This is a genomic window from Chelatococcus sambhunathii, assembly GCF_001418005.1.
In the GTDB taxonomy this organism is placed as follows: Bacteria; Pseudomonadota; Alphaproteobacteria; order Rhizobiales; family Beijerinckiaceae; genus Chelatococcus_A; species Chelatococcus_A sambhunathii.
On sequence record NZ_LIOL01000003.1, the window covers coordinates 173,534 to 195,214 of the forward strand.

Genomic DNA, 21,681 nt, shown 5'->3' on the forward strand with positions numbered 1-21,681 from the left:
GTCAGGCAATCCGCTTTGCGGTGTTGCGCGCGGCGAGCGCGAAGAGGACGAGGCCCATCCCCGCCATGACGGCGATGGCGGGCAGGAACATCGACCAGATATCGCCGGCGAGGAACACGCTCTGCAGGCTCGGGATCAGGTAGCGCGCCGGCACGATCAAGGTCAGCCACCGGATCGGCCCCGGCATGGAATTGATCTCGAAGAGGAAGCCCGACAGGAGGAACGCCGGCAGAAAGCCGGACATGAGCGCCAGCTGCGAGGCGAGGAACTGGTTCTTGGTCACCGCCGAGATGAGGAGCCCCTGCCCAAGCGCCGGCATGAGGAAGGCGGCCGAGAGCCCATAGAGAGCGACGAGCGAGCCGCGGAAGGGCACGCCGAAGAGGAAGACGGCGAGGCCGACACAGAGCGTCATCGCGGCAAGCGCCAGCACGAAATAGGGCAGGATCTTACCCATCAGCAGCTCCGCCGCGCTCACCGGCGTCGCCATCAGCGCCTCCATGGTACCGCGCTCCCATTCGCGCGCGATGACGAGCGATGTCAGCAGGGTCCCGACCAGCGTCATGACGATGGCGATGGCACCCGGTACCAGGAAGTAGCGGCTGGCGAGCTCCGGGTTGAACCAGAAGCGCTGCTCGACAGCGATGCCGACCGGGGCCGATGCGGTCTCGCTCGCCCGCACGGCTGCCCAGGTGGCGACGACACCGCGCGCGTAGTTCTGCACGAAGCTTGCGGTATTGGGCTCGGCTCCGTCGACGAGCACCTGGATGGCGGCAGGGCGGCGGCCGGCGAGATCGGTGGCGAAGGTCGACGGGATGACGACGATACCACGCACGCGGCCGAGCACCAGCGCCTCCTCGAATTCACGTCGGTCATGCCCGTCGATGACATCGAAATAGCGCGAGGCGCGGAAACTCGCCGCCAGATCCTGCGCCGACGGCGTCGTCTCCTCGACGACGAGGCCGATGCGGGTGCGTGTCGTGTCGAGCGATACGCCGTAGCCGAAGAGGAAGATGAGGATGAACGGCAGCACGAAGGCGATGAGGATGCTGCTCGGATCGCGCACGATCTGCAGCGCCTCCTTGCGCACGAGCGCCCCGAGCCGCCTGAGACGGCCGGTGCGGTCCGTGCTGTTGCCTTTGCTCGTCATGCCGCCTCGACCAGACGTGATCGCTCGATGAGGGCGATGAAGGCATCTTCCATTGTGGGATCGGGCCGCTCGGGGCATGCGACGCTCGCCCGCAGCGCGTCCGGCGAGCCGAGCGCGATGGCCCGCCCGCGGTAGATGAGCGCGATGCGATCGCAGTATTCCGCCTCGTCCATGAAATGGGTGGTGACGAGGACCGTCACGCCCTTCTCGACGAGGCCGTTGATATGGGTCCAGAACTCCCGGCGCGTGACCGGATCGACGCCGGACGTCGGCTCGTCGAGGAACAGCGCGGCCGGATCGTGCATGACAGCACAGGCAAGCGCGAGGCGCTGCTTGAACCCCAGCGGCAGATCCTTCGCCGATATGCCGGACTGGGGGGACAGGGCGAAGACCTCCTTCATCAGCGCGATGCGCTCACGGCGACGCGGACCGGCGAGTCCGTAGGCCCCGGCGAAGAAGGCGAGGTTCTGATCGACGCTGAGATCGCCGTAGAGTGAGAATTTCTGCGCCATGTAACCGAGCTGGTTGCGCGCCTCGGCCGACTCGCGTCGAAGATCGAAGCCGGCGACCCGGCCTTCGCCGCTCGTCGGCTTCAGGAGGCCGCAGAGCATCTTGAAGGTGGTCGACTTGCCGGCCCCGTTCGGGCCGAGCAGGCCGAAGATCTGGCCGCGCGGGATGGAGAAGCTGATGTCGTCGGCCGCGGTGAAATCGCCGAAACGTTTGGTGAGCCCCCGCGCCTCGATGACGGCCTCGTCGCCGCCAGCGGCCCGCATCGGGCTCGCCTCCGCCAGTTGCGAGCGCCCGCCGGGCCCGCCGCCGAGCATGTCGATGAAGGCGTCCTCGAAGCGCGGCGGCGTCGGCCGCACCTCGGCGCCCACCCCGGCCCGGCTCCTGGCCTCAGTGATGGCCGCGTCCCTCTCCTGCGCACCCTCCGCGACGACGAGGCGAATGGCCTCGCCCTGGATAACGCCGTCGACGATGCCGCGACCGCCGAGCACCTCGGCAAGCACCGCGCGCCTGCCCCGCCCGACGCCGGTCAGCCTGAAGACACGGCCATCCACCTGTCGGGTGAGATCCGCCGGCGGGCCGGAGAAAAGCAACTCGCCGGCGTTGAGCAGCAGCACGCGGTCGCAGGCCTCCGCCTCGTCGAGATAGGCCGTCGACCAAAGGACGCCGATGCCATCGCCGGCAAGTTCCCTGACCATTGCCCACAGGTCGCGCCGGGATACCGGATCGACGCCGACGCTCGGCTCGTCGAGCAGCAGCAGCCGCGGCTTGGTGAGGAGCGCGCAGGCGAGGCCCAGCTTCTGCTTCATGCCACCGGACAGGCGGCCTGCGAGACGCCCGGTGAAGCGCCTGAGATCCGTGAAGGACAGGAGCCGCTCGAAGACCTCCGCGCGTTCGGACGAGGCGAGCCCCCGCAGGTCCGCATAGAGATCGAGGTTCTCGGCCACCGACAGGTCCTCGTAAAGCCCGAAGCGCTGGGGCATGTAGCCGATCGCGGCCTGCACCGGCGCCATGTCGCCGCGTGTGTCGAGGCCAAGCACCGAGAGGCGACCCTCATCCGGCAGGAGAAGGCCTGTCATGAGGCGGATCAGCGTCGTCTTGCCGGCGCCGTCAGGGCCGACGAGGCCGGTAATGCCGCCCTCGACGACGCACGAGACACCCCGCAGTGCAGGCGCCTGCGGGCCGAAGCGCATGGTCACGTTCTCGATGCGGACGACGGGCTCGGCCATCTCATCCGCCTCCCGCCTCCGCCGCCGGCCGGGGCACCCTGACCGTGACGGGCATGCCCTGCCTGAGGCTGCCGTCCGGCGCGTCGACGACGATGCGCAGGCGGTAGACCAGATCTGTTCGCAACGCCGGCGTCTCCACCGTTTTCGGTGTGAACTCGGCTACCGGCGAGACGAAGCCGACTGTGCCCCGGTGCGCACGTCCCGGCTCCGTGTCGTTCGTCACCTCCACCGTCATGCCGGGCCGGATGCGGCCGAGGTCCGGCTCGCCGACATAGGCGCGCACGAAGACGGGCGCTTCGAGCGACAGCACGTAGACGATGTCGCCGCTTGCCACGATGGCGCCCGGCTCCTCGACGCGAGAGAGAATGACGCCCGCGGACGGCGCATGAAGCTCGGTATCGGCGAGAGCGGTTCGCGCCGCCGCCAGGCTCGCCCGCGCGGCATCGAGATTGGCCCGGGCGGCGGCGATATCCTCCGGGCGCGTGCCGTCCTCGAGGAGGCGCAGGGCGGCACGAGCCGATTCGACGCGCGCCCGGGCCATGTCACGGGCCGCCGTCGCCTGATCGAGATTGGCCTGCGAGGCGGCGCCGCTCGGCCTGAGCTGGTTCTGCCGCTCGTAGGCGAGCTGAGCATTCTCGAAATCGGCCTGCCGTTCAAGATAAGCCGCCCGTGCCTGCTCGATTTCCGCCCGTCGCGGCCCCGCCATGAGTTTGTCCAGCACGGCCTCGAGACTCGCGACCTGCGCCTCGGCGGCGCGAACGGCATCCGCGGCCGGTCCGGCATCGAGGCGGGCGAGCGGCTGCCCGGCCTCGACCCGATCACCCTCGTCGACCAGCGCCTCGGCGATTCGGCCGCTGACGCGAAAGCCAAGGCGCGCCTGCCGGATGTCGACATTGCCGTAGAGGGTCAACACCTCGCCGCGGCTCTCCCGCCAGCCGACCCGGCCCGGCAGGTCGAACCACCAGCCGGCGGCAGTCGCGGCAAGGGCAAGAGCGAGGAGGATGGCCGCCTTGCGGCCTCTGCCGCCGCTCACGGGGCACCTCCCGGCCTGAGATCCGCCACGAGCGTGCGGGCGAGGCGCCGCACGCGGCCTGTCTCCTCCGGACCAATCGCCTCCCAGCCGAGCTGGTGCAACACCGCCGCATGTGCCACGCGAAACACCATCACGCCGCCGAGCAGAGCAAGGGTTCTGAGACGCACGCCGTCGGAGTCGGGATCCGCCGCGACGAGGATGCCGACCAGCCGGCGGGCCACGTCGAGCGTCGGCTCCATGACACCTCCGTAGATGCGCTGGAAGGCTTCCGTCGGCGCCATCTGCTCGCGGATCAGGAAACGCGCCCAACGCTCCGAGTGCGGGCTGACGAAGAGCGCCGCCATCGCCTCGAGCATCTCGGCAAGAAGGGCCTGCGCCTCCTCCCCTCCGATCGAAGCCCCTGCCCCTTCAGCCTCCGAGAGCCTTTGGCGCAGCCGCTCGCGCAGGGTGGCGACATGAGCCTGGATGAGCCCCGCCAGATGCTCGGCCGTCGCAAGATAGAGCCCTTCCTTGCTGCCGAAATAGTAGGGAATAGCCTGGAGGTTGACTTCGGCCGCATCGGCTAGCTTGCGCGTGCTGGCGCCGTCGAAGCCGAACAGGCCGAAGACATCGATGGCTGCGTTCAGCAGCCTTTCGCGGGCGGCATCGCCGCGCCGCGGCGGCGGATCGTGCGTCGTTGACATGGAGACAGCATATGGTCAACCGTCGAACAAGTCAATCGAATGAATGACGATTACTGGCTGCCTCGCACCCCTCAAGGCTGCGGCGGCGCCATGCATTAACCATAGATCTCTGAAATATATACCGCCCGTGTGCCGTCGTTGACTTTTTGTTAACCGCTCCGTTAAGTGGTTCAGTTGTTTCTTTCGGGGAAAATCTATGCGTATTCTGTTCGTTGCGGGGGCACTCGCGCTGACCCTGGCCGCTTGCCAGACGGCCCAGGAATCGGCGGTCGATGCCGAGTTCACCTGTCGTGAAGCCGGCCTGCGGCCGGGCACGCGCTCTTACGACCGCTGTGTCAATGCAGCCTATAACAGCAACCGCCGTCAGGCGGACCAGGCGGCCTCACAGGTCGCGGTCGGAACGGCCGCTGCCCTCGTCGGCGGCGCCGTTCTGGGGGCGGCGACCGCTCCGCGCGGCTATTACTATCGCTGCAACGCCTGGGGTTGCTGGTAACAGCCGGACGAAGCCGCAAGTAAAAGCCCGGCAGGAGGCCGCTCCAGCCGGGTTTTCTTTGCGAGGCGCCGATCCTCAGTCTTCCTGCGGGATCGGCAGGGGGAAGAGGGGCCGATAGGGCCTGGCTTCGTCCACGGCGCGTGCGAAGGACGGGCGCGCCAAGAGCCGGCTGCGATAGGCGTGGACGTGGGCGCAGGCCGCCGGGATGGGATGCGTCCAATGAGCATAGAACAGGAACGGCGCCGCCCCGCAGTCAGCTAGGGTGAATGCCTCTCCCGCCGCCCAGACCCGCCCGGCCATCACGCCGTCGAGCCAATGATAGGCCCGATCCAGCATCTCGCGCGCCTCGGCGACGCCGCGGCCGTCCTTCTCCGCTTCGCTCCGGAGGGCGTCGAGGACGATCTTCTGCTGGGGCGTCGAGATGTAGTTGTCGAAGAAGCGATCCATCAGCCGCGCCTCGAGCGCCACCCGCGGGTCGTCCGGCACCAGTCGATGCACGCCCGAATGATAAAGATCAAGATACTCGATAATGATGCTGGCTTCCATTACCGGCCGGCCGTCATCGATCAGCACGGGAAAGCGCCGCAATGGCCAGATGGCCGTCAGATCCGCCATCGCCTCGGGCCCATCCAGCATGCGCAGCGCGAAGGGCATATCCTTCTCGTAGAGCGCCACCAGCGCCTTCTGGCAATAGGAGGAAAAGGGATGAGCAAAGAGCGTCAGCGTCACGGCCGGCCTCCTCGTTCTCGTAAGGCAGATGGCCCAGCCGAAGCCGGATCATCCCGATCGGCCACCGTGCCCGCCAGAAACTGATTGCGCATTGCAATCGGTTCCCTTCTCCTCCATCTGATTGTAGTTTGCAAGCAGATAGTGAGGTCCCGCGTTGAGCAACGCCCGTCGGTCCGGCTGCCCCATCAACCTGACGCTGGAGCTGCTCGGCGATCGCTGGAGCCTTATCGTCATCCGCGATCTCATGTTTGGCAATCGACGGCACTTCCGCGAGTTGCTCGCCCTGTCGGAAGAAGGAATCGCCTCGAACATCCTCGCCGACCGCCTGAAGCGGCTTGTCGCGGCGGGGCTCCTGACGAAGAGCGCCGATCCGGCCCACCGGCAGAAGGCCGTCTATTCCCTGACCGAATCGGCGATCCAGCTCGTGCCATTGCTTGCGACGATGGGTGCCTGGGGCTGCCGCCACACGCCAGTGTCACCCGAATTGGCCATCCGGGCCAAGCTGCTCGAGGACGGCGGCCCGCCCTTGTGGGAGGCCTTCATGGACGAGTTGCGCAGCCTGCACCGTGGCTTGCCGGCCACGGGCCCATCCGTGCTGATGCAGTTGCAGGCCGCCTATGAGGCAGCCGTCGCTCCTGGCACAGTCGGCAGCCCTTGAAGCAGGGTGCCGACCACCCCGCCCTACAGCGGCCGCTTCAGCCTTCTGGCGAGGACACCGATGATGCCCTCGCGGAACAGCATCACGCAGATGACGAAGATGACGCCCTGAATGACCGTGACCCATGCACCGAGATGGGCAAGGTAGTTCTGCATCGTCACGATGACGGCCGCCCCGACCATGGGACCGAAGACCGTGCCCATGCCGCCGACGAGCGTCATCAGCACCACCTCGCCCGACATGGTCCAGTGCACGTCCGTCAGTGAGGCGAGCTGGAAGACGATGGCCTTCGTCGCCCCCGCGAGGCCCGCCAGCGTCGCCGACAGCGTGAAGACGACGAGCTTGTAGCGGTTGGTGGCGTAGCCGAGCGAGATGGCACGCGGCTCGTTGTCGCGAATGGCCTTCAGCACCTGGCCGAAGGGCGAGTGGATGACGCGGTAGATGAAGAGCACCCCAACGAGGAAGATCACCGCGACGACATAGTAGAGACTCGTGTCGCGCGACAGGTCGATGAGGCCGAACAGGTGCCCGCGCGGCACGGCCTGGATGCCGTCCTCACCGCCCGTAAAGGGAGCCTGCAGCGAGAAGAAGAAGACCATCTGAGCGAGCGCCAGCGTGATCATGGCGAAATAGATGCCCTGCCGGCGAATGGCGAGCGAGCCGAAGACGAAGCCCAGCGCGGCCGCGGCCGCCGTGCCGAGGAGGATAGCGACTTCGGGCGGCATGCCCCAGACCTTGGCCGTGTGGGCGCAGATGTAGCTCGCCGTGCCGAGATAGGCCGCATGACCGAACGACAGGAGGCCGCCGTAGCCGAGCAGCAGGTTGAAGGCGCAGGCGAAGAGCGCGAAGCACAGCACCTTCATGAGGAAGACCGGATAGAGCAGGAACGGCGCCACCGCGAGGAAGATCGCAATGCCGACGAAGATGGCCCGATGCAGATGAGCGGCGTCCACCGCCGCCCGCGCGCTCGGCGCCGCTGCCATTCTTTCGCTGACGCTCGCCATCACGCGGTCCTCCCGAACAGTCCGGCCGGCTTGACAAGCAGCACCACGACCATGACGACGAATATCACGGTGGCAGCAGCCTCCGGATAGAACACCTTGGTCAGCCCCTCGATGAGGCCGAGTCCGAAGCCGGTGACGATGGAGCCGAGGATCGAGCCCATGCCGCCGATGACCACGACGGCGAAGACGACGATGATGAGGTCGGCTCCCATGTTGGGGTTGACCGAATAGATCGGCGCCGCAAGGACGCCCGCGAGCGCGGCGAGACCGACACCGAAGCCGTAGGTCAGCGTGATGAGCCGCGGCACGTTGATGCCGAAGGCCTGCACCAGCGTCGGGTTCTCGGTCGCGGCACGCAGATAGGCGCCGAGCCGCGTCTTCTCGATGACGAACCAGGTGGCGAGGCATACCGCGAGCGAGGCGACCACCACCCAGCCACGATAGTTGGGAAGGAACATGAAGCCGAGGTTGCGGCCTCCGGCGAGTTCCGGCGGTATGCTGTAGGGCAGACCCGAGACGCCGTATTGATTGCGGAACAGTCCCTGGATGATGAGAGCGAGGCCGAAGGTCAGCAGCAGGCCGTAGAGATGGTCGAGATCGCGCAGGCGCGCCAGGAACAGCCGATCGATGACGATGCCCATGGCGCCGACGATCACCGGCGCAAGGAGAAGCGCCCACCAGTAGCCGATGCCCGCGTAGTTGAGCAGCATCCACGCCACGAAGGCGCCCATCATGTACTGGGCCCCGTGGGTAAAGTTGATGATGTTGAGGAGCCCGAAGATGATCGCGAGCCCGAGGCTCAGGATCGCATAGAACGAGCCGTTGATGAGGCCGAGCAGCAGCTGGCCGAAAAGCGCCTGAGGCGGAATTCCCAGAAGTTCGAACATCTCTCGACCGGCCCGTACACGCGCGGCAGGGAGGCCGGGGCGGCACGGCCGCCCCGGCGCTTCAGGTCAGCCCTTGACCAGGGGGCATTCACCCTGATCGAGCGGCCGGAAGGCCTCGGCCGCGGGAATGGTGGCGACGAGCTTGTAATAGTCCCACGGTCCCTTCGATTCCTCGGGCTTCTTCACCTCGAAGAGATACATGTCGTGGATCTTGCGGCCGTCGGCCCGCACTTGGCCCTTGCCGAAGAGCGGATCGTCGGTCGGCATCTCCTTCATCTTCGCCATCACCTTGGCGCTGTCCTTGTCCTTCAGCGCCTCGACGGCCTTGAGATAGTGCAGCGTGCCTGCATACACACCAGCCTGGACCATGGTGGGCATCTTGCCTCCGCTCTTCTCGGCGAAGCGCTTGGCAAAGGCGCGCGTCTCGTCGTTGAGGTCCCAATAGAAGGACTCGGTCAGCACCAGGCCCTGCGCCGTCTGCAGGCCGAGAGCATTGACGTCGGTGATGAAGACCAGCAGCCCGGCCAGGTTCTGCCCCGCCTGGGTGATGCCGAACTCTGCCGCCTGCTTGATCGAGTTGATCGTGTCGCCGCCAGCATTGGCAAGACCAATCACCTTGGCGCCGGACGACTGGGCCTGCAGCAGGAACGACGAGAAGTCGCTGCCCGGGAAGGGATGGCGCACGGTGCCGAGCACCTTGCCGCCCGACTTCTCGACGACGGCGATGGTGTCGCGCTCGAGCGCATGGCCGAAGGCATAGTCCGCCGTCAGGAAAAACCAGGTGTCGCCGCCGGCTTTGACCATGGCGCTGCCGGTACCGTTGGCGAGCGCCCATGTGTCATAGGTCCAGTGCACCGTGTTGGGCGAGCATTGCTTGCCGGTAAGGTCGGACGCCGCCGCACCGGAGTTGATGAAGATCTTGTTCTTCTCGCGCGTGATCTGGTTGATGGCAAGCGCGACCGACGAGGTTGGCACGTCGAGGATCACGTCGACGCCATCCTGGTCGTACCACTGGCGCGCGATATTGGAGCCGATGTCGGGCTTGTTCTGGTGATCGGCCGAGACGATCTCGACGTTGATGCCTTTGTCCTTGGCCTTGAAATCCTCTACCGCCATGCGCGCGGCGATCACCGAGCCCTCTCCGGAAAGGTCGGCATAGGTGCCCGAGCGGTCGTTGAGCACGCCGAGCTTCACCGAAACCTGGGCCTCAGCCCCGCCGGCGAACAGGGCGACGAGCGCCGTGGCCAGCAACATGCGTCCGGTCTTCATGGACTTGTTCCTCCTCGTCTCTTCCCCACTGCGGCCAAGCCGCAGGCGCTAGACGCCCAGATAGGCGTGCAGCTTGTCGATATTGGCGTCGAGTTCCGCGTTGGGGATCATATCGACCACCCGCCCCTGCTCGACGACGTAGTGCCGGTCCGCCACACGGGAGGCGAACCGGAAGTTCTGCTCCACGAGGACGATGGTGAAGCCCTCGCTCTTGAGCCGCGCAATGGTGCGCCCGATGTCGTCGACGATGACGGGCGCAAGCCCCTCCGTCGGCTCGTCGAGCAAAAGGAGCCGCGCCCCCGTGCGCAGGATGCGGCCGATGGCGAGCATCTGCTGCTCCCCTCCCGAGAGCTTGGTGCCCTGGCTCGCGAGCCGCTCCCTCAGATTGGGGAACAATTCGAAGATCTGCTCCACGGAGAGGCCGCCGGGCCGCACCTGCGGCGGCAGGAGCAGGTTTTCCTCCACCGACAGCGAGGAGAAGATGCCGCGTTCCTCCGGGCAATAGCCGATGCCGAGCCGCGCGATGGTGCGCGACGGCATGCGCACGGTCTCAACCCCGTCGAAGACGACGGAGCCGGTGCGTTTCCTCATGATGCCGATGATCGACTTCAGCGTGGTCGTCTTGCCGGCGCCGTTGCGTCCGAGCAGCGTCACCACCTCGCCCGGCGCCACGTCGAAATCGATGCCGTGCAGCACGTGGCCCTCACCATACCAGGCGTTGAGGCCGCGCACGGAAAGGAGCGGCGCCGTCGCCGCCTTCGTCGCGATGTCGCGTGCCGCCTCAGGCATGACCGGCTCCTATATAGGCCTCGATCACGGCGGGATTGCTGGAGACGGTGGCGTAGTTGCCCTCCGCCAGCACCTTGCCGCGGGCCAGCACCGTGATGTGGTCCGACAGCGAGGCGACGACCGACAGGTTGTGCTCCACCATCAGGATCGTGCGGTTGGCCGAGACGCGCCGGATCAGCGCGGCGATGCGCTCGACGTCCTCGTGCCCCATGCCCGCCATCGGCTCGTCGAGCAGGAGCATCTCGGGATCGAGCGCCAGCGTCGTCGCGATCTCCAGAGCGCGCTTGCGGCCGTAGGACAATTCGACCGCCGGCAGCGCCGCGAAATCGGTGAGCCCAACCGCGTCGAGCAAATTGAGCGCCTCGTCGTTCAGCGCGCGCAGAACGCGCTCTGAACGCCAGAAGTCGAACGAACCGCCGCGCTTGCGCTGCAGGGCGACGCGCACGTTCTCGAGCGCCGTCAGATGCGGAAAGACGGCGGAGATCTGGAAGGAGCGCACCAGGCCAAGCCGGGCGACGGTCGCCGGCCTGAGCGCGGTGATGTCGTTCCCCTTGAAGGTAATCGTCCCCTTCGTCGGAGTGAGGAATTTGGTCAGAAGATTGAAACAGGTCGTCTTGCCGGCCCCATTGGGACCGATGAGCGCATGGATCGTGCCCCGGCGGATGTCCAGACTGACCCCGTCGACCGCTACGAACCCCTTGAATTCAATCGTCAGATCCCTCGTCGATAGAATGATATCGGCGGTCACGATGCCGTTCTGTCCTCTGGGCTTTTTTATTTTGAGCCTTGTGCTTGGACTGTGCACCGCCTCGCGCTTCAAAATCAACCGGCTTTTGCGCCGAAAGGATGCGCATGATTGGGAATGGACCGCCGCAGACCCGCCGGGGCAGCCGGTTGGCGCCGAATCCGGCCGATTCCCTCCGTCACGCGAAGCGCTTCGCCCCGGCGACGCACAGGACGACGCCGGCGGTGACGGCCATCATCGCCGTATCGACACTCTCGCCGAGCAGCGCCGCGGCGATGGTGAGGCCGAAGAAGGGCTGCAGCAGCTGCAGCTGGCCGACGGCCGCGATGCCGCCCTGGGCAAGGCCGCGATACCAGAAGACGAAGCCGATGAGCATGCTGAACAACGACACATAGGCAAGACCCAGCCAGGCCTCCTGCGAGGTGCCGGCGAAGGAGGCGGGCATGGTGAGGAAGGCGAGCAGCACCATCACCGGCAGGGCAAGCACGAGCGCCCAGGAGATGACCTGCCAGCCACCGAGGCGGCGCGACAGCACCGCCCCCTCCGCATAGCCGAGGCCGCAGGCGACGATGGCGCCGAGCATCAGGAGGTCGCCGGTCAGCGAGGCGGAGAAGCCGCGGGAGGCGGCAAAGCCGGCGACGAGCGCGCTGCCGAGGCAGGAGAACAGCCAGAAGATGGGGCGCGGCCGCTCGCCGCCGCGCAGCGTGGCGAAGATCGCCGTCATGAGCGGCAGGAGCCCGACGAAGACGATGGAATGGGCGGCCGTGACGTGGCGGAGCGCCAGCGCCGTCAGGAGCGGAAAGCCGACGACCACGCCGAGGGCCACGACGACGAGCGGGCGCAGGTCCTCGCGCCGCGGCATCCTCTGCCGGAAGAGGACGAGGAGCGCGCCGCCGCACAGGCCGGCGATCACCGCCCGCGCCAGCGTGAGGAAGATGGGGTCGAATCCCGCCACCGCCACGCGCGTCGCCGGCAGCGACCCGCTGAAGATCAGCACGCCGAGGAAACCGTTGATCCAGCCGCTCACCGACCTGTCCATCGCATCCGCTCCCGATGCCGTGGTATCGCGCGGTGGTGCTGGCGGCGCCAGAGACAGCTCAGTACAATCTGCGATTACTGTTCTGGTTCATGGAGCAATACAGTTGCAATGAACGCCCCATTGCCCCAGGAGGCCGGCAGCCGCGTTGCGCAGGTCGCAGCCGCCATCCGCGCCCGCATCGCGGAGCGCTCGCTGGCGCCCGGCGCGCGACTGCCCTCCATCCGCAAGCTCGCCGCCGCGATGCAGGTGTCACCGTCGACGGTGGTCGAAGCCTACGAGCGTCTCGTCGCCGCCGGCGCCATCCGGGCGCGCCGCGGCTCCGGTTTCTACGTTTGCGGTCCGTCGGCACCGCTGACCCTGAGCGCACTCGCTCCCCGGCTGGAGCGCGCCATCGATCCGCTCTGGGTGTCGCGGCAGGCCCTCGAGACGGACCAGGGCGTGCTGAAGCCCGGCTGCGGCTGGCTCCCGTCCGACTGGATGCCGCAGGAGGCGCTGCGACGCGCGCTGCGCACGCTCGCCCGCTCGGGGGCGGATGCGGCCCTCGCCGACTATGGCACGCCGCTCGGCCTGCCCGCGCTCCGCCAGCTCATCGCCCGGCGCATGGCGGAGCGCGGCATCGCCGCTTCACCCGACCAGATCATCCTGACCGAATCGGGCACCCACGCGCTCGATCTTCTCTGCCGCTTCCTCCTCAGCCCCGGCGATACGGTGCTGGTCGACGATCCCTGCTACTTCAACTTCCTCGCACTCCTGCGGGCCCACAGGGCGAAGGTCGTCGGCGTGCCCATGACACCGGCAGGGCCGGACGTGGAACGGTTCGCCGCCATCCTCGCGGCCGAGCGGCCCCGGCTCTACGTCACCAATGCCGGCCTGCACAACCCGACGGGCGCCGTCGCCTCGCCGGCCGTCGCGCATCGCCTGCTGCGCCTCGCCGAGGCGCACGACCTCACCATCGTCGAGGACGACATCTTCGCGGATTTCGAGGAGGAGCCGGCCCCGCGGCTCGCCGCGCTCGACGGGCTCGAACGCGTCATCGAGGTCGGCAGCTTCGCCAAGACGCTCTCGGCCTCGGCGCGATGCGGCTTCATCGCGATGCGGCCGGACTGGATAGAGCCGCTGAGCGATCTGAAGACGGCCACGAGCTTCGGCGGCGCGCATCTTGCCAGCCACATCGCCTTCGCCATTCTCGCCGACGGGGGCTACCGCCGACATATGGAGAGCGTGCGGACGCGCCTTACCCGCGCACGCCAGCGCACGCTGGCGCGGCTCGGCGCGCTCGGCATCGCGCCGTGGGTGGAGCCGCGCGCCGGCATGTTCCTGTGGTGCCGGCTGCCCGAGGGGCGCGATGCCGCCGCAGTCGCGCGTCATGCGCTCGGCCGGGGCGTGGTGCTGGCGCCCGGCGATGCCTTCAGCGCCTCGCGCAGCGCGGCGGCCTTCCTGCGCTTCAACGTTGCCCAGTCCACGGACCCGCGCATCTACACCGTTCTCGCCGAAGCGATGGCGACGTGAAGCGGGGGTCGGCATCACGCTGCCCCACCCCGCTCTGCCGGTGCCCGCGATCAGACGCGGGCGAAGGTCGCCGTCGCCCGGCCCTTGAGAAAATGGCCCTGGCCCATGGTAGCGAAATCGAGGGCGAGGCCGGCGGCACCGTCGATCAGGTCCGTGATACTGCCGTGGCGCAGACCGTCGACGAGTTGAAGAGCGGGACCGACGAAGGGCACCAGGCCCGACAGGGATCTCAGCGCCGTCCCGAACTGGCCGGAGAAAAGCCCCTTCGCCGCGTCATAGACATTGCCGATGATCGGGATCGACCGCACCGCCTGCTCCAGGCTGCCCATGGCCAGGCCGTTGAGGACACCGAAGGGAATGCCGACGAGCGGCAGCTTACCGAGGATGTTGCCGGCGAGGCCGAGAACGCCCTTGGCCAGGCCCTTGAACCATCCGAACAGGCCGCCGGAGCTGGGCCTGAAGTCGCCGGCAACCGATATCCGGGCCTGCGCGCCGGACCGGGGCGTGAAATCCCCGTTGATGGAAAACTGCGCCGGTCGGCCCATGGCCTGCCCACCGCGCACGGAACCGGCGCCCGGCTGGGCCGCGGCCCGAGTCGCGCTGGACCAGTTGCCCGTGAGGACAGCATCGCCTCCGAAGCTGCGCAGGGTGAGATTGACGGCTATACTCATAATATATCTCCCAATGAAGCACCTCCCGCGCCACGATCACGGGACGAATATTGCCTTGCTCAGAAGAGCCCATATGAGTGGCGAGATCGACATCGAAGGATAGAAATTGTGTTTTCGCAGCAAGATCGCCGGAGATGCGTCACACATGGCCGATCTACGATCCACGCGCGCAAGGAATGACCGCCGCTCGATAACTGGACAACCGGCGTGGTTGATCTGTGGGCCGTCCGAATAGCCTGGAACGGGACCGTCCGCGCGGCAAAAAGGCCCGCTCAGGCCGGCCAGCTGCGCATCGCCAGGCGTCCGACCATCTGCAGCTCTGCACGCGAGACCCCGTCGCGGGCCTGAACCGTCAGGCCCTGCAGCACCGTTTCAAGGAAACGGGCGAGCGCCGCCGCATCAGTGTTGGCCGGCAGTTCGCCGGCCGCGATGCCCTTGCGGATCCGCGCCTCAAACTGATCGACGTGACTGGCCCGCATCTCGGCGAGGGCCGTGCGAACGGAGGTCGCAGCGGGAGAGCAGTGCGTCGCCGCCGTCGCGACCATGCAGCCGGCCGGCTGACCTTCGCGGGTCAATTCATGCGCTGCAGCCTCGAAAAGCCGCTCGAAGGCCGTGCGCACCGGGATATCCTCGGCGAGGATGCGCGCGGTATAGCTGCCGGGCCCCTCGAGGTAGCGGTCCAGCGCGGCCTCGTAGAGCTTCTCCTTGTTGCCGAAACAGGCGTAGAGGCTGGAGGGGCTGAGACACATCGCCCCGGCGAGGTCGTCCATCGAGGTCGCCTCGTAGCCCCGGTCCCAGAACAGGACCATGGCCGCATCCAGCGCCGCCTCCCGGTCGAAGCAGCGCGGACGCCCGCGCGGGCGCTTCTCCGCTGTCACGTCATTTTCTGGAACCATCGTTCTATAAATTCTTGACGGACCCTGTTCGGCTGCCTAACTGTGTGTGCATTGTGGAGCAATCGCTCCATTAATTAATATGCGGCACCGGCGCGGCAAGGCGCAAGTGGCCGCAGCATCGAAGAGGTCCCGCACCGCTGCAGCCGGCGCCCCTCGCGCCTTCCATCAAAGTCCCCTTTCATTCCGGAGCTGGATTCATGTCCACTGCCCCAACGGGAACCGCTTGCCTCGATTCAGTCCTTGCGCCAACCGTACGCCACTGGCTCGCCGCCGGCTCGGTTGGCACCGCCGCCTTCGCGCTCGTGACCGCCGAGTTCCTGCCCGTTGGCCTGTTGCCGGCCATGGCCGCCGATATCGGCATCAGCGAGGGCCAGGCCGGCCTCATGGTCACCATGGCGGGCGTGCTCGGCGCCCTTGCCGCTCCCACGGTAACGGTGGGCGCCGGACGGCTCGACCGACGCAACGTCCTCATGGTCCTCGTCGGCCTCCTCGTTGCCTCCAACCTGATCGTCGCGCTGTCCACCTCCTACCCCCTCGTTCTCCTCGGCCGGCTGCTGCTCGGCATCGGCGTCGGCGGCTTCTGGTGCATCGGCGTCGCCATCGGCCCGCGGGTCATGCCCGAGCCCACAGGCACGCGCGGCACCGCCATCATCTTCGCCGGGATTTCGCTCGGCACGGTCGCGGGCGTGCCGGCAGGGACCTTCATCGGTGATGTCCTGGGCTGGCGCGCGGCCTTCGCGGCCGCGGCGGGGATCGGGGTCGCGGTGCTCGTCGCGCAGGCGCTGCTACTGCCGGCGCTGCCGCCCCAGCGCGCCATCCGCTGGCGCGACCTGCCGGCGCTGCTCCACGTGCCGAAGGCGCGCATCGGGCTTCTGGCCGCTTTCTTCATGTTCGGCGGCCAGTTCTTCGCCTATACCTACATCGCGCCTTATCTCGTCCAGATCACAGGGCTCGGCTCGGGCATGGTCACGGGCCTGCTGCTCGCCTATGGCACAGCCGGCTTCTTCGGCAATGTCGCGGGCAGCTGGGTGGCCGGGAAGGATGCGCGCACCGCCGTCGCCGCCACGGCCCTCGTCCTCGGCGCCTCGGCGCTGGCACTTGCCGCCTTCGGCGCGATCCCCATGGCCGCCATCGCCATCATCGTCGTCTGGGGGCTGGCCTTCGGCGCATTGCCCATTGCGACCCAGACCTTCATGTTCCGCGCCGCCTCCGAGGCGCTGGAGACCGGCGCCGCCCTGCTCGTGTCGCTGATCCAGGTTGCGATCGCCCTCGGTGCCACCGTCGGGGGCCTGACCGTCGACGGTCTCGGCCTCGTCAGCACCATGGTGGCGGGCGGCATCGTCATGATGCTCGGGGCGCCTGTGATCGCGATGCTCGGGCGCGAGCGCAGGGTCGCGGCCGCCGTTCCGCACTGAGAGCCCGACGCTGCACCAGCCCGGCATCCTGGTGCCGGGCCGGTGTGGCCGGTCACTTCCACCCCAGGTGCCGCTCGACCTGGTAGAGGAGATGCAGCACGACAGTGCCGACGAGGGTCGCGAAGATGGCGATGATCCAGAAGCCGAGGCCGACCGACAGGCCGATGGCCGCTGCGAGCCATACGCCCGCGCCGGTCGTCAGCCCATGCACCTCGCCCTTGGCGAAGACGATCAGCCCGGCGGCGAGGAAGGCGACGCCGGCCGTCACGGCCTCCACCACGCGCAGGGGGTCGGATCTCACCTGGTCGATGTCATAGATCGGCGCGCGAACGACCTCGCCAGCGAGCAGTCCGAAGACTGCGGCGGCAAGGCCGACAAGAAGATGCGTGCGCAGCCCCGCCGGCCGGCCACGCATCTCGCGCTCGATGCCGATGACGGTGACGCACAGAAGCGCCCCGCAAATGCGCGCGAGGATAACGTGATATGGCACCGCTGTGCGCGGCAGAATATCGGCCAGGATGTCAGCGAGCGCCTGCTCCAAGTCGCCCTCCGTTCCCGTTCGCTTGTCCCCGGCCGTCAGGACTTTGAGGCGTGCTCGGGCTTGCCCCTGCGGGAGGTGGACGCCATCTCGCGCAGCTCGCGCTCCGACATGGACTCGACCATGCTCTTCGCAGCGCCCTTGAGCTCGCTCTTCTTCTTCTCGCCGCGCTTGGCGGCGAGCGCCGCGCCCGCGGCCTTCTGCTGGGCTTTCGATTTCGCCGGCATGACGATCTCCTTTCGTGGCCGCTCACTGAGCCCCGCTGCTCCAACCCGCAGGGCATACCGCCGGTTCCGGCCGGCGCAGGTGAGAAGCCGTGACAAAGGGCGGCTGAAGCCGCCCTTTGTCGGGCCGGTGCAGAGAAGCCGTCAGGCAGCCCGCTGGGCCCTGCTGTTCGCGTCCTTCTCGGCGAGCTTCGTGAGCATCTCGTCGGTCTGCGCTTCTTCCTTCAGCGTCTCGTCGAGGAGCTTCGCCGCATCGTTCATGCCGAGTTCCTGGGCCCAGCGCCGGAGCGTGCCGTAACGCGTGATCTCGTAATGCTCGGCGGCCTGGGCCGCGGCGATCAGGCCGGCGTCGAGAGCGGGCGTGTCCTTGTACTCGGAGAGCACCTCCTCTCCTTCCTCGATGATACCGTCGATCGCAGGGCAGGTCTTGCCACGTGCCGTCTTGCCGCAGATCTCGAACACCTGCTGCAGGCGCGCGACATGGCCCTCGGTTTCTTCGCGATGCTGCTGGAACGCCGCCTTGAGCTCCTCGGCGCTGGCCCCGCGCGCGAGCTTCGGCAAGGCCTTTAAGAGCTGCCGCTCGACATAGTAGATGTCCCTGAGGCCTTCATAGAAAAGATCGTCCAGCGTCTTGTTCTTCATGGGTCTGCTCCTTCCATCGGCCGCCGAACGGCGGATGCGGGCCGAACCGCATCGCAGACGGTTTGTTCCGCGCCCGGTGAAAGGCCGCGGCGCGCGCCGGCACCTATGGCTCGGCCATTTCCGCGAGCAGGCCGGCAGCCCGCGCGGCATTCTCCACCGCGCGGCGAGCACCTTCCGGCGCACGGAAACCATCGACGGCGTCCCGGCAGGCGGCGCAGGCGCGCAGGTAGGCGTTGTCGCGCTCGCCCGGCCAGTCGCGCTCGAGGAACTCGAGGGCTTCCCAGGCACTGCAGGCCACGAAGATGCCGGTTTCACCAGCGCGCAGCTTGACGGGAACGCGAAACGGACGATGGCCCACGTCTCTTCTCCTTCTTCTTGAGGCCCAGGGGTCCGAACCGCATCGGTCGACGCGGCCCATCGAAACGCATACGCGTGAGGTTTGTTCCCGTCCGGCCAAGCCTGAAGGCCCGCGAACTGATGCAAGATGAATGCCAGTTTGCTGGAATCGCCCAGCGACCGCTCCGGTCGATGCGCACCGGCCTGATCGGCTTGGCCCGGCTGGGCGGTCTTGTGCACCGGGACGGGACTACCGTCGTGGCCGTGCCGGCCGGCATGCTGGCCCATCGTGCACCTGCAGGCAGGCGACACGCGCGATCAGCAGGCTTTGAACCGCGCGCGCGGGCGGCTACTAAGGCCAGGCCTCCACCATGCGGGAGCGGCTTTTGGCTCGCCTCACCGGAATTCTCGCACGCGTCGCCATCGGCGCAGCCGTCCTCCTGGTCTCCGTCTGGGCGGCGCTCGCCCTGTGGTACCGCCTGTCTCTGCCCGAGGAGGCGCGGCTCCTCGCCGCCGGCGCTTTCGGCCTCCTCGGCCTTGCGACGATCGTCGCCCTCGTGCGACGGCGCGCCGCCGCCGCGAGCCTCTTCGCGCTCGCCGTCGCCGGCGTCTTCGTCTGGTGGACGAGCATCGTGCCGCCCGCGGATGCGGACTGGTCGCCGGACGTCGCCCGCCAGGTCACGGGAGCCGTCGACGGCTCGGTGCTGAGCCTGACGGGCGTGCGCAATTTCGACTGGCGCGGCGAAGACGACTTCACGCCCGCTTGGGAGACGCGGCGCTATGACCTCGACCAGTTGCGCACGCTCGACATGTTCATGTCCTACTGGGCCGGGCCGAGCATGGCGCACATGATCCTGAGCTTCGGCTTTGCCGACGGCCGGTACCTCGCCTGGTCGGTCGAGGTGCGCCGGCGCAGGGGCGGCGGCTTCTCGCCCATCGCCGATCTCTTCAAGAGCAACACCCTCGTGCTCGTCGCCGCCGAGGAGCGCGACGTCATCGGCGTGCGCACTAACATCCGCGGCGAGGACGTGCAGCGCTACCGCCTCGACATCCCGCAGGAGATGATCCGGGCGCTCCTGCTGCAATATGTTGCCGACGCCAATGCGCTCGCCACGCGACCGACCTTCTACAATTCCCTGACCAGCAACTGCACGACGACCGTGGTGCGCATGGCGCGCGCCCTGGGCGACGTGCTGCCGGCCGACTGGCGGCTCATCGTCAACGGTTACCTGCCCGAATATGCCTATGACATGGGTGCCCTCGACAGCAGCCGGCCGATGGCGGAACTGCGCGCGGAGGCGCGCATCAGCCCCAGGGCCCTCGCGGCGGGACTGACGTCCTCCTTCTCGCAGGACATCCGTCAGCCGTGAACGGCGCCGTCCGCCCCCCTCGCGGTCCGGGCGATCGATGCTATAGCTGCCGCACGAACGCTCGAGAGAGGCCGGAATGGCGCGCGAAATCACGATCTACGGCATCAAGAACTGCGACACGATGAAGAAGGCGCGCGCCTGGCTCGAGGCCCGGGACGTCGCCCACGCCTTCCACGACTACAGGAGTGCCGGCATCGATCGCGAGCGGCTCACGGACTGGGTCCGGCAGGCCGGCTGGGAGAAGCTCCTCAACCGCGCCGGCACCACATTCCGCAAGCTGCCCGGCGCCGACAAGGAAGGGCTGGACGAGGCGAAGGCCGTCGGCCTGATGCTGGCCAATCCGTCATTGATCAAGCGGCCGGTACTGGACATCGACGGCAGGATCGTAGTGGGCTTCAGCCCGGCCGGCTACGAATCCGCGCTCGCATAGGCCGGCCGGGCCGGGGCGCCCTCCGCCGGCGCCTCCACCGGTGGCCGCCAACCACATCCACGGCCGGCAGCGCGCCGGACTACCCGGCAGGGCGACCGATGGTCGCCCTGTTTGTCCGCACCGCCCAGTGGCGTCACTTGGCAGCAGTCGAGGTGTTGAGCTTGTCGAACAGCACGGTCATGCGCTTGCCGCCGAGCCCCGGCAGCTTGACTGCCTTGGCGGCATCAAGGTTCGGCACCTCGTCACCGACCTGGATCAGCCCGACCATGCCCATGCCGACATGCGGCAGACACTTGTAGCCATAGAGGCCCGGCTTGTCGAAGGTGACGACGACCTCCTGCGAGAGCTTGCCCTTGAACGGCTCCACGCCCTCCGGGATCATGCCTGGGATGGTCTCGGCGTTGTGGCTCTTGTCCGTCGGCACGAACTTCACGGTATCGCCCGGCGCGATCTTCAGGAAGGCCGGCTCGAACACCATGGCCTGATTATCCGAACCCTTGTTGAGCATCTTCACCTCATGTTCGGCCGCCACGGCCGGCAGCGCCAGCATCAGGGCGCCGAAGGTCAGAAGCATGCGGGTCTTGCAGCGGTTCATCATATCGTCCTCAATCGTTTAGCCCGCCCCGGCGGGCGCGGCGGGGAGCCGCAGTCTCGCGATCTCCATTCACGACCGTCAGTCTAAGCACTTGATGCGGTGCACACTTTGCGCCGTATCAAACCGGAAGGTTCCGTCAGACCTGCCAGCCCTCGCGCTCGGGCAGCGGGCGCCCGGCCGCAAGCGCATCGGCGAAGGCGTGGTTGATGTCGCGGTGGATCGCCTCGTCCTCGCGCATGGCGACGAGCATGTCGGACAGGCGCGCGTCGTGCGGCAGGTTCCAGTAGCCCACGGCAAAGGCGGGGGCCGGCACGTTCTCCTCCTGCCCGGCTTCGAGGCGCCCGATCCGCCGTGAATAGTCGCGCACCGCCGCCTCGGCGAGATAGCCGGTCAGGCGATGGCCGGTGCGCGGCGAAACGAGGTGCAGCAGGAAGAAGGCGTTGTAGAAGAGCATCTGGGCCACGGCAATGAACAGTCGCTCGCCCGGTCCGGGCTGCTGCAGTGCGACGAAGGCCATGAGGTGGGCACGCTGGCTCTCCGCCTCGTCCATGAAGGCCCGCACCCAGCCGCGATCGTCGATCATGCGCCGCAGGCATTTGAGGTGAAGAAGCGTCGCCGCCACCATGGCCGGCACGGCGGCGACCGTCTCCAGCACGACCGCGCCGTCGCCGTAGCGGCGGCCGAAGAAGAGCGAGGCTGCCCCTTCCATGAGGCGGACGATGCCGGCCGCGATGCGATCGGCCACGCTCGCCGGCGTATGGTGGCGGGCAAAATCGCCCTTGTCGATCATCAGCATGCTCAGCCTGCCTCGTTCTGCGACCCGGTCGCGGCGGCGCGGCGGAA

Annotated in this window: 25 protein-coding genes; 6 read left to right on the top strand and 19 right to left on the bottom strand. The window is 67.7% G+C overall.

Annotation, left to right across the window (positions count from 1 at the left end):
- Position 1: 1 nt before the first annotated feature.
- The 4 genes from ASC46_RS07365 to ASC46_RS07380 are packed head-to-tail and all read right to left on the bottom strand — an operon-like array spanning position 2 to position 4,599.
- Positions 2-1,147 (bottom strand): ABC transporter permease, encoded by a 1,146-nt coding sequence (locus ASC46_RS07365; RefSeq protein WP_055458649.1) that lies wholly within the window; start codon positions 1,145-1,147, stop codon positions 2-4.
- Positions 1,144-2,883, bottom strand: a complete 1,740-nt coding sequence (locus ASC46_RS07370) for an ATP-binding cassette domain-containing protein (RefSeq protein ID WP_055458650.1) — start codon at positions 2,881-2,883, stop codon at positions 1,144-1,146. Before ASC46_RS07370 ends, ASC46_RS07365 begins: the two co-directional genes overlap by 4 nt.
- A gap of 1 nt (position 2,884) precedes the next feature.
- On the bottom strand, positions 2,885-3,916 hold the full coding sequence (gene hlyD, locus ASC46_RS07375; protein WP_082464748.1) for a secretion protein HlyD: 1,032 nt from the start codon (positions 3,914-3,916) through the stop codon (positions 2,885-2,887).
- Positions 3,913-4,599, bottom strand: coding sequence for a CerR family C-terminal domain-containing protein (locus tag ASC46_RS07380; protein WP_055458651.1), 687 nt, complete (start codon positions 4,597-4,599; stop codon positions 3,913-3,915). Before ASC46_RS07380 ends, hlyD begins: the two co-directional genes overlap by 4 nt.
- Positions 4,600-4,795: 196 nt before the next feature.
- On the opposite strand from ASC46_RS07380, the gene ASC46_RS07385 reads away from it, so the two are divergent.
- Positions 4,796-5,092, top strand: coding sequence for a hypothetical protein (locus ASC46_RS07385; protein WP_055458652.1), 297 nt, complete (start codon positions 4,796-4,798; stop codon positions 5,090-5,092).
- 75 nt (positions 5,093-5,167) lie between these two features.
- On the opposite strand, the gene ASC46_RS07390 is transcribed toward ASC46_RS07385, so the two are convergent.
- Positions 5,168-5,821 carry a glutathione S-transferase family protein gene (locus ASC46_RS07390; protein ID WP_055458653.1) on the bottom strand — a complete coding sequence of 218 codons (654 nt, stop codon included), beginning with the start codon at positions 5,819-5,821 and terminating at the stop codon, positions 5,168-5,170.
- A gap of 154 nt (positions 5,822-5,975) precedes the next feature.
- Between ASC46_RS07390 and ASC46_RS07395 the strand changes: the two genes are divergently transcribed.
- Positions 5,976-6,479 carry a winged helix-turn-helix transcriptional regulator gene (locus ASC46_RS07395; protein WP_055458654.1) on the top strand — a complete coding sequence of 168 codons (504 nt, stop codon included), beginning with the start codon at positions 5,976-5,978 and terminating at the stop codon, positions 6,477-6,479.
- A gap of 23 nt (positions 6,480-6,502) precedes the next feature.
- On the opposite strand, the gene ASC46_RS07400 is transcribed toward ASC46_RS07395, so the two are convergent.
- From ASC46_RS07400 to ASC46_RS07425, 6 genes are all read right to left on the bottom strand, one after another.
- A complete protein-coding gene (locus tag ASC46_RS07400; protein WP_055458655.1) occupies positions 6,503-7,483 on the bottom strand; it encodes a branched-chain amino acid ABC transporter permease in 981 nt (326 codons plus the stop codon).
- Complete coding sequence (locus ASC46_RS07405) at positions 7,483-8,370, bottom strand: branched-chain amino acid ABC transporter permease (protein ID WP_055458656.1); 888 nt, start codon at positions 8,368-8,370, stop codon at positions 7,483-7,485. The genes ASC46_RS07400 and ASC46_RS07405 overlap by 1 nt, the downstream gene beginning before the upstream one ends.
- A gap of 66 nt (positions 8,371-8,436) precedes the next feature.
- Complete coding sequence (locus tag ASC46_RS07410) at positions 8,437-9,639, bottom strand: ABC transporter substrate-binding protein (RefSeq protein WP_055458657.1); 1,203 nt, start codon at positions 9,637-9,639, stop codon at positions 8,437-8,439.
- A 48-nt stretch (positions 9,640-9,687) separates the two neighbouring features.
- On the bottom strand, positions 9,688-10,428 hold the full coding sequence (locus tag ASC46_RS07415; protein WP_055458658.1) for an ABC transporter ATP-binding protein: 741 nt from the start codon (positions 10,426-10,428) through the stop codon (positions 9,688-9,690).
- Positions 10,421-11,176 carry an ABC transporter ATP-binding protein gene (locus ASC46_RS07420; RefSeq protein ID WP_055458659.1) on the bottom strand — a complete coding sequence of 252 codons (756 nt, stop codon included), beginning with the start codon at positions 11,174-11,176 and terminating at the stop codon, positions 10,421-10,423. Before ASC46_RS07420 ends, ASC46_RS07415 begins: the two co-directional genes overlap by 8 nt.
- 175 nt (positions 11,177-11,351) lie before the next feature.
- On the bottom strand, positions 11,352-12,212 hold the full coding sequence (locus ASC46_RS07425; protein ID WP_055458660.1) for a DMT family transporter: 861 nt from the start codon (positions 12,210-12,212) through the stop codon (positions 11,352-11,354).
- Positions 12,213-12,320: 108 nt separating this feature from the next.
- On the opposite strand from ASC46_RS07425, the gene ASC46_RS07430 reads away from it, so the two are divergent.
- On the top strand, positions 12,321-13,721 hold the full coding sequence (locus tag ASC46_RS07430) for an aminotransferase-like domain-containing protein (protein ID WP_055458661.1): 1,401 nt from the start codon (positions 12,321-12,323) through the stop codon (positions 13,719-13,721).
- Between the two features lie 50 nt (positions 13,722-13,771).
- Here ASC46_RS07430 and ASC46_RS07435 read toward each other — a convergent pair whose 3' ends face one another.
- Together ASC46_RS07435 and ASC46_RS07440 are read right to left on the bottom strand one after the other, a co-directional pair.
- A complete protein-coding gene (locus ASC46_RS07435) occupies positions 13,772-14,392 on the bottom strand; it encodes a hypothetical protein (RefSeq protein ID WP_055458662.1) in 621 nt (206 codons plus the stop codon).
- A gap of 272 nt (positions 14,393-14,664) precedes the next feature.
- On the bottom strand, positions 14,665-15,270 hold the full coding sequence (locus ASC46_RS07440; RefSeq protein WP_082464768.1) for a TetR/AcrR family transcriptional regulator: 606 nt from the start codon (positions 15,268-15,270) through the stop codon (positions 14,665-14,667).
- 215 nt (positions 15,271-15,485) lie between these two features.
- Here ASC46_RS07440 and ASC46_RS07445 point away from each other — a divergent pair, with 215 nt between their 5' ends.
- Complete coding sequence (locus ASC46_RS07445) at positions 15,486-16,703, top strand: MFS transporter (protein ID WP_055458664.1); 1,218 nt, start codon at positions 15,486-15,488, stop codon at positions 16,701-16,703.
- 52 nt (positions 16,704-16,755) lie between these two features.
- Here the strand turns inward: ASC46_RS07445 and ASC46_RS07450 are convergent, their stop codons facing one another.
- The 4 genes from ASC46_RS07450 to ASC46_RS07465 all read right to left on the bottom strand — a co-directional run bounded on the left by ASC46_RS07450 (position 16,756) and on the right by ASC46_RS07465 (position 18,465).
- The gene (locus ASC46_RS07450) at positions 16,756-17,244 is read right to left on the bottom strand and encodes an MgtC/SapB family protein (protein WP_055458665.1); all 489 of its coding nucleotides are present in this window, start codon (positions 17,242-17,244) and stop codon (positions 16,756-16,758) included.
- A 35-nt stretch (positions 17,245-17,279) separates the two neighbouring features.
- Positions 17,280-17,468 carry a DUF3008 family protein gene (locus tag ASC46_RS07455; RefSeq protein ID WP_055458666.1) on the bottom strand — a complete coding sequence of 63 codons (189 nt, stop codon included), beginning with the start codon at positions 17,466-17,468 and terminating at the stop codon, positions 17,280-17,282.
- 141 nt (positions 17,469-17,609) lie between these two features.
- The gene (locus tag ASC46_RS07460) at positions 17,610-18,107 is read right to left on the bottom strand and encodes a YciE/YciF ferroxidase family protein (protein WP_055458667.1); all 498 of its coding nucleotides are present in this window, start codon (positions 18,105-18,107) and stop codon (positions 17,610-17,612) included.
- A gap of 103 nt (positions 18,108-18,210) precedes the next feature.
- Positions 18,211-18,465, bottom strand: coding sequence for a DUF982 domain-containing protein (locus tag ASC46_RS07465; RefSeq protein ID WP_055458668.1), 255 nt, complete (start codon positions 18,463-18,465; stop codon positions 18,211-18,213).
- Between the two features lie 364 nt (positions 18,466-18,829).
- Between ASC46_RS07465 and ASC46_RS07470 the strand changes: the two genes are divergently transcribed.
- Positions 18,830-19,813 (top strand): Lnb N-terminal periplasmic domain-containing protein, encoded by a 984-nt coding sequence (locus ASC46_RS07470; RefSeq protein ID WP_055458669.1) that lies wholly within the window; start codon positions 18,830-18,832, stop codon positions 19,811-19,813.
- A gap of 76 nt (positions 19,814-19,889) precedes the next feature.
- Positions 19,890-20,243 (top strand): ArsC family reductase, encoded by a 354-nt coding sequence (locus ASC46_RS07475; RefSeq protein ID WP_055458670.1) that lies wholly within the window; start codon positions 19,890-19,892, stop codon positions 20,241-20,243.
- Between the two features lie 133 nt (positions 20,244-20,376).
- Here the strand turns inward: ASC46_RS07475 and ASC46_RS07480 are convergent, their stop codons facing one another.
- Positions 20,377-20,838: a pseudoazurin gene (locus ASC46_RS07480; RefSeq protein WP_055458960.1), complete on the bottom strand. Its 462-nt coding sequence runs from the start codon at positions 20,836-20,838 to the stop codon at positions 20,377-20,379.
- Positions 20,839-20,974: 136 nt separating this feature from the next.
- Entirely contained in the window at positions 20,975-21,634 is a 660-nt protein-coding gene (locus ASC46_RS07485; RefSeq protein ID WP_055458961.1) for an alternative oxidase, read from the bottom strand.
- Positions 21,635-21,681: the final 47 nt, after the last annotated feature.